The 276-nt window shown below is 61.2% G+C and carries 1 pseudogene; it reads right to left on the bottom strand.

The window, feature by feature from the left end:
- A pseudogene (locus A3722_RS06575) lies at positions 1-276 on the bottom strand (malate dehydrogenase); the annotation flags it as partial.

Below are 276 nucleotides of genomic sequence, written 5' to 3'. Positions count from 1 at the left end.
ACCAGATCGGGCAGCGGGATGCCTGCAACGGTGGAGTAGCGCACCAGCGGCACCATTGTGTCGCCGTGGCCGCCCAGAACGAAGGCAGTGACGTCTTTCATCGAGACGTTGAACTCGGTCGCGAGGAAGTGACGGAAACGCGCGCTATCAAGCACGCCTGCCATGCCGCAAACCTTGTTGTGCGGCAGACCGGAGAATTCACGCAGCGCCCAGACCATCGCATCAAGCGGGTTGGTGATGCAGATCACGAAAGCGTCGGGGGCGTGTTTGGCAATG

The sequence above is a fragment of the Sulfitobacter sp. HI0027 genome, assembly GCF_001634775.1.
Classification (GTDB): domain Bacteria; phylum Pseudomonadota; class Alphaproteobacteria; order Rhodobacterales; family Rhodobacteraceae; genus Sulfitobacter.
Note: the sequence above shows the minus strand (reverse complement) of the source record. Positions and strands in the feature narration are given on the sequence as shown.